At 46.0% G+C, this 5,477-nt stretch carries 4 protein-coding genes; 2 read left to right on the top strand and 2 right to left on the bottom strand.

Annotation, left to right across the window (positions count from 1 at the left end):
- Nucleotides 1–102: 102 nt before the first annotated feature.
- Nucleotides 103–1,539: a tRNA uridine-5-carboxymethylaminomethyl(34) synthesis GTPase MnmE gene (locus tag COV43_05895; GenBank protein PIR25312.1), complete on the bottom strand. Its 1,437-nt coding sequence runs from the start codon at nucleotides 1,537–1,539 to the stop codon at nucleotides 103–105.
- Between the two features lie 12 nt (nucleotides 1,540–1,551).
- Nucleotides 1,552–2,751, bottom strand: coding sequence for a hypothetical protein (locus COV43_05900; GenBank protein ID PIR25313.1), 1,200 nt, complete (start codon nucleotides 2,749–2,751; stop codon nucleotides 1,552–1,554).
- Between the two features lie 259 nt (nucleotides 2,752–3,010).
- On the opposite strand from COV43_05900, the gene gap reads away from it, so the two are divergent.
- Both gap and pgk read left to right on the top strand, forming a co-directional pair.
- Entirely contained in the window at nucleotides 3,011–4,012 is a 1,002-nt protein-coding gene (gene gap, locus COV43_05905; protein PIR25314.1) for a type I glyceraldehyde-3-phosphate dehydrogenase, read from the top strand.
- A 210-nt stretch (nucleotides 4,013–4,222) separates the two neighbouring features.
- The gene (gene pgk / locus COV43_05910) at nucleotides 4,223–5,398 is read left to right on the top strand and encodes a phosphoglycerate kinase (protein ID PIR25315.1); all 1,176 of its coding nucleotides are present in this window, start codon (nucleotides 4,223–4,225) and stop codon (nucleotides 5,396–5,398) included.
- Nucleotides 5,399–5,477: the final 79 nt, after the last annotated feature.

Genomic DNA, 5,477 nt, shown 5'->3' on the forward strand with positions numbered 1-5,477 from the left:
TACTTCTTTCTCAAACCTAAATAGCACACATTTTTTGCCATTATGCCCAGGACAAAGCAAAAAAAACCAAGTACCGAGCACTATCGCACTATCGCACCAACATCACTTCCCAATACAAAACTCACTAAAGATAGCATCCAGCATGTCTTCGGTGAAGTCTCGACCAATGATGCGGCCTAGACTTTCTTGAGAGAGACGAAGGTGATGGGCCGCAAACTCAACGGACTCCTGGTTTTGCAGGCTTTGCTTTGCTTCGGCGAGAGAGCTTATGGTTTTTTCCAAGGCGTCTTTGTGGCGCTTGCTGGTAACTACTGCGCCTGAGGCTTCGTCTTGAAACGACTCAGAAAAAACTTGGGCCAAGCGTGAGGTAAGTTGCTTCATTCCAAATCCTGTTTTTGCAGAAACGTGAATAAAGTCTAAGGCGGAAACTGAGGTGGAAAGCTTGTTTGCGCAGAGGTGAAAAATATTTTCTGTTTCTATTTTTTGCTGAAGATCACTTTTGGTGAATGCAAAAAGAATATTTGCACACTCGTGAATCGGATATAACTCAAATTCATCATCAGCAAAATCTTCAGATCCATCTATGAGCACCAAAACAATGTCTGCCCGCTGAAGCTCTTTGAGACTGCGTTCTACGCCAATGCCTTCAACAGTATTTCCAGTTGTGCGCAAACCTGCGGTGTCTACAAGGTGAAACAAAATACCATTTAAGGAAACGCTCAACTCTAAAGTATCGCGCGTTGTGCCAGGTTCGTGATGAACAATCGCACGTTCGTATCCCGCCAAATGATTGAGCAGACTTGATTTACCGGCGTTTGGTTTTCCGATGAGTGCTACACGAACACCATCACGAATAACACTGCCTTGCTCAAAGCTTTGTGCCAAGTGTATTAGCTCGACTTCGATCTCGGCAAGTTTTTGCAGCACACCTTCTTGCGCTAAAAACTCTACATCGTCTTCAGGAAAATCAACAGTGGCCTCTACAAACGCTCGCAACTTGGTAAGACGATCATGCAAACTTTCCACTTGCGAAGAGAGCCTGCCCTCAAGTTGTCTTTTGGCAAGCTTTGCCGCCTGATCACTTGTGGCATGAATTAAACTTGCAACGGCTTCGGCTTGCGAAAGATCGAGTTTTCCGTTTAAAAAAGCGCGCTTGGTAAATTCGCCCGGCTCGGCATGTCGCGCGCCACAAGCCATTGCGGCTTCCACTACTTGTTGCAGCAACAACGGAGAACCGTGGCAGGAAATTTCCACAATGTCTTCACCGGTATAGGTGTAAGGCGCTGGCATAAACACCGCCATTACTTGATCTATAGCTGTACCTGTTTTGCCCAACACTTCGCCATAGTAAAGTTTGCGCGGCTCGAAGTCTTCCACACAGGTTTTTCCACGCCAAATGTGCTCTAAAATATCTTGAGCCTCATCGCCGGAAAGTCGCACCACACCTATACCTCCCGTTCCCGGAGGAGTAGCTATGGCAACAATGGTGTCATGCTGAGAAGCAAAATTCATGGGGTCTCGTCTGGCAGAATCTGCCATGGGAAGCAAGTTCTAACTTGCGATAGCTTGGGGTGCGGTTGAAACTTCTTCCCTTAAGCTTTGCAAACTTCTGGTGCTTTGAAGTTGTGCAAGGGCTTGCTGCAAAAGCGCGTGCAGATCTGGCTTCATATCTCCGTTGTCTGTAACGTCTGAAATAAAATGCTCCATCATGCTGATGGCACGATTCACTGCTTCATCTTGGTTAGGGTTACGGCGCAAAGCAGTGTACAAACGTGTTCGCAAGCATTTGAAGATGGCAGAAGAATAAACATCCGCTTTGCGATCTCCCAGCATCACCCTTTCAGTTCCAGAAACCAACACGCGTGGACCTTCCAACAATTCCGTATCAACTTCTCTGTTGAGCAAAGCGTTTTCAGAAAGTAAGCGATGAAACAAGGCAATGATGCGGGTTACAGAGGGCGGCACTTCATGCTTATTCAGCCAGTGTACAATATCATGATAGAAAAATTCTACGGGGTCTAAGCGCCCTTCACCTTCTACATCTATCGTCCGCAAACTGATACCAAGAAGATGATAAAAAGCATAAGCCGCCAAGACCGACTGATGATAGCTTACCTGTGCGTCTACACAAACCGGTGGAAGCGTGTCTCCGTCGTTAAAAAGATAAAGTGCGGCTTCGAGCATTTTGGGATAAGCGAAACGAATGGTTCTGGTGCCCGCAATTTCGTCTTGCCGTACCAGATAAAAAGTAAATCCCCGCTCAGCCAATAAGGTGTCTCTTGATGCTGTGAGTGCTTCAAAAACATTTGAAGAAAAAACAGGAGCGCCTAAACTTTCTGTAAGCTCCAGCACTTCACATCCTTCAAAAGCATGATCTAAAATGTTCGCTACATCGGCAGCTCGTGACCTGCTGTGCAAACTTCCCGCAAATAGCGTCACAATGCTACTTGGCGGAAGGTGGTTTACTTCAAGATTGGCGCCTTTTGATTTTGCCAAAGCAATTTTTCCACACACTTGATCTCGCCAAATAGCGCTTGTAAGTCGTGGCATGGAGATGCGCCTGTCTTGGAGTAAGTGCACAAACTGGGCAGCTCTTTCCGGCTGAAGAAGAGAATCTTCAAAACGTGCGTGCGGCAAACGCGCTATCAGCGAAGAACGCAATCTGCCCTCAAGCCCAGTTACAACGGCTGGAAGAGTTGGTGCAGGCGCTCTTCCGGGAAGAGTGAAAAATCGTGTTATACCCATCGTCATTTTTTATGCTTCTCCATAAAAAGGTATGCGCTGTTAAAGGAATATCGACGGAAATGCAAAAAAGTTGTGCGTGAAAAAAGGATTGGCCTTTTTCAGAATGATGCTTAAGCATAGAAAAATTGGACTTTTATCGAGGGGGTGTTGAAAATGTTAGCATTATCAACGGTTTACAACACCAGAAAACGTATCCTTAAATATGCTTGTTTTTTTGTCTTCGCCTCAATATGAGGGGCACACCAAATGAACTGAGGAGTTTGCTATGAAAATTAAAATTGCAATTAATGGGTTTGGCCGCATTGGGCGTTTGGCGCTTCGAAATATGGTGAACAATCCCAACCTGGAATGCGTTGCCATCAACGATTTGGTCGCCAGCAAAACCTTGGCGCATCTGCTCAAGTACGATTCGGCGCATGGCATTTTTCAAGGTGAAGTGAATCACAATGCCGAAAGCCTTGTTGTAAATGGAAAAAATATTCCAGTCTTAGCAGAACGAGATCCTGCTGCGCTTCCATGGAAACAGCTTGGCGTTGATGTGGTGCTTGAGTGCACTGGATTTTTTACTTCTGAAGAAGCTGCGGGAAAACACCTTCAAGCTGGTGCAAAAAAAGTGATCATCTCTGCACCTGCAAAAGGAAATGTTCCCACTTTTGTGATTGGCGTAAATCACGAAACCTACGATGCAAAAAAACATCATGTCGTCTCAAACGCAAGCTGCACCACCAATTGCTTGGCACCGCTTGCAAAAGTGTTGCACGAAACGTTTGGAATTGAGCACGGCTTCATGACCACCATTCATTCTTACACCAACGATCAGTCCATTGTGGATGCTCCGCATTCAGATTTACGCCGCGCACGTGCTGCTGCAGTTTCGCAAATTCCAACTACAACAGGCGCCGCAAAAGCAGTTGGGCTCGTGCTCCCAGAGCTTGCTGGAAAATTAGATGGCATGGCTATTCGTGTTCCAACCGTAAATGTTTCGTGTGTTGATTTGGTTGCAACCCTAAAAAAAGAAGCGAGCGCAGAAGAAATAAATGCCGCTTTGAAAAAAGCAAGTGAAGGAAGCTTGAAAAATATTTTAGGCTACTGTGAGGAACCGCTTGTGTCCGTTGACTTTATGGGCAATCCCCTTTCTTCAGTAATTGATGCAGCTTCCACCAAAAGCATGGGCAAGCTCGTAAAAGTACTGTCGTGGTACGACAACGAAGCAGGCTTTAGCAACCGCATTCTTCAACTTGCAGACTATATGGGCAAGCAGTTGTAACGTTTTGTCATTGTGAACGAAGTGAAACAATCTCCTCTGACAATTGATCGAGGGGTTCCTTTCAGCCAGAGACAGACGCAGCGTTCCACTCAGGATGACGGCAAAGTGTTTGAATTGCTGGATCCCCGCGTTCCTGCCAAAGGCAGGCAAGCGCGAGGATGACAGAAACAAAACTATAAACAAAAAACCAGAAACTACAAACTACCCTTTATGAAATACATCGACGAAATTAATTTGAAAAATAAGCGCGTTTTTATTCGCGTTGATTTTAATGTGCCTCTTCAAGATTCTACCATCACTGACGACACCCGCATCAGAGCTGCACTTCCCACCATCCGCTATGCCTTGGGGCAAAATGCAAAAGTGATTTTGGCGTCACATTGTGGAAGGCCAAAGGGAAGAATTGTTCCCAAATTTTCGCTTCGTCCGGTGGGCGAACATCTTGCTGCCTTGCTTGGTGATGTAGATGTCTTGATGATGGAAGATTGCATTGGCGACGCCGTAAAAAAACTTTCACACGATATGCTTCCAGGCAAAGTGATGCTTTTGGAAAACTTGCGCTTTCATGCTGGGGAAGAAGAAAACAACAGCGATTTTGCAAAAGCTTTGGCTGAACTTGCAGATGTGTACATCAACGATGCCTTCGGCGCAGCTCATCGTGCACACGCTTCTACCGCTGGCATAGCAAAGTTTGTTGCCGAAAAAGGCGCTGGCTTTTTAATGCGACAAGAAGTGAATTATTTAAGCGAACTTATTTCGCATCCCCAAAAACCTTTCGTTGCCATTTTGGGCGGTGCAAAAGTTGCCGACAAACTTGCCGTGATTGAGAACCTCCTCACAAAAGTAGACAGGATCATCATTGGCGGTGGAATGGCTTACACTTTTCTAGCTGCTCAGGGCATTGCTATTGGAAACTCTCTCGTAGACGAAAGCAAATTTCACGCTGCAAAACGTATTATCGAACGCGCAAAATATCGCGACATTCCACTGCTGCTTCCTATTGATCATATCGTTGCAAGTGACTGCAAACAAAACAGCGTCACGCAAACCACAAAAGATGCAAGTGTTCCACACAATATGATGGGGCTTGATATTGGCCCACAAACACAGCGCTTGTTTGAACGAAATATTCGCGACGCAAAAACTGTTTTTTGGAATGGTCCCATGGGCGTGTTTGAGCTGGAACCTTTTGCCACAGGAACTTTGAGCGTTGCCGAAGCCGTGGCAAAAACAAATGGCACAAGCATTGTAGGCGGAGGCGATTCTGTAGCTGCAATCAACAACGCAGGCCTTGCCAGCTCTATTAGCCATCTTTCAACGGGCGGCGGCGCAAGTTTAGAATTCATCGAAGGAAAAAAACTGCCGGGCATTGAAGCGTTGAAGTAAACATTGTTCTGTCATCCTCGCGAACGCGGGGATGTGGATTCACATTCGAAGTGCAACACTTGGTTCAAGAAGACCTCAG

This window comes from Deltaproteobacteria bacterium CG11_big_fil_rev_8_21_14_0_20_42_23 (assembly GCA_002796345.1).
Classification (GTDB): domain Bacteria; phylum UBA10199; class UBA10199; order 2-02-FULL-44-16; family 2-02-FULL-44-16; genus 1-14-0-20-42-23.

What these genes read in the sequence shown, in the direction of transcription:
- COV43_05895 (PIR25312.1), bottom strand. Translation starts at nt 1,539, where the DNA reads ATGGCAGATTCTGCCAGACGAGACCCCATGAATTTTGCTTCTCAGCAT.
- COV43_05900 (PIR25313.1), bottom strand. Translation starts at nt 2,751, where the DNA reads ATGACGATGGGTATAACACGATTTTTCACTCTTCCCGGAAGAGCGCCT.
- gap (PIR25314.1), top strand. Translation starts at nt 3,011, where the DNA reads ATGAAAATTAAAATTGCAATTAATGGGTTTGGCCGCATTGGGCGTTTG.
- pgk (PIR25315.1), top strand. Translation starts at nt 4,223, where the DNA reads ATGAAATACATCGACGAAATTAATTTGAAAAATAAGCGCGTTTTTATT.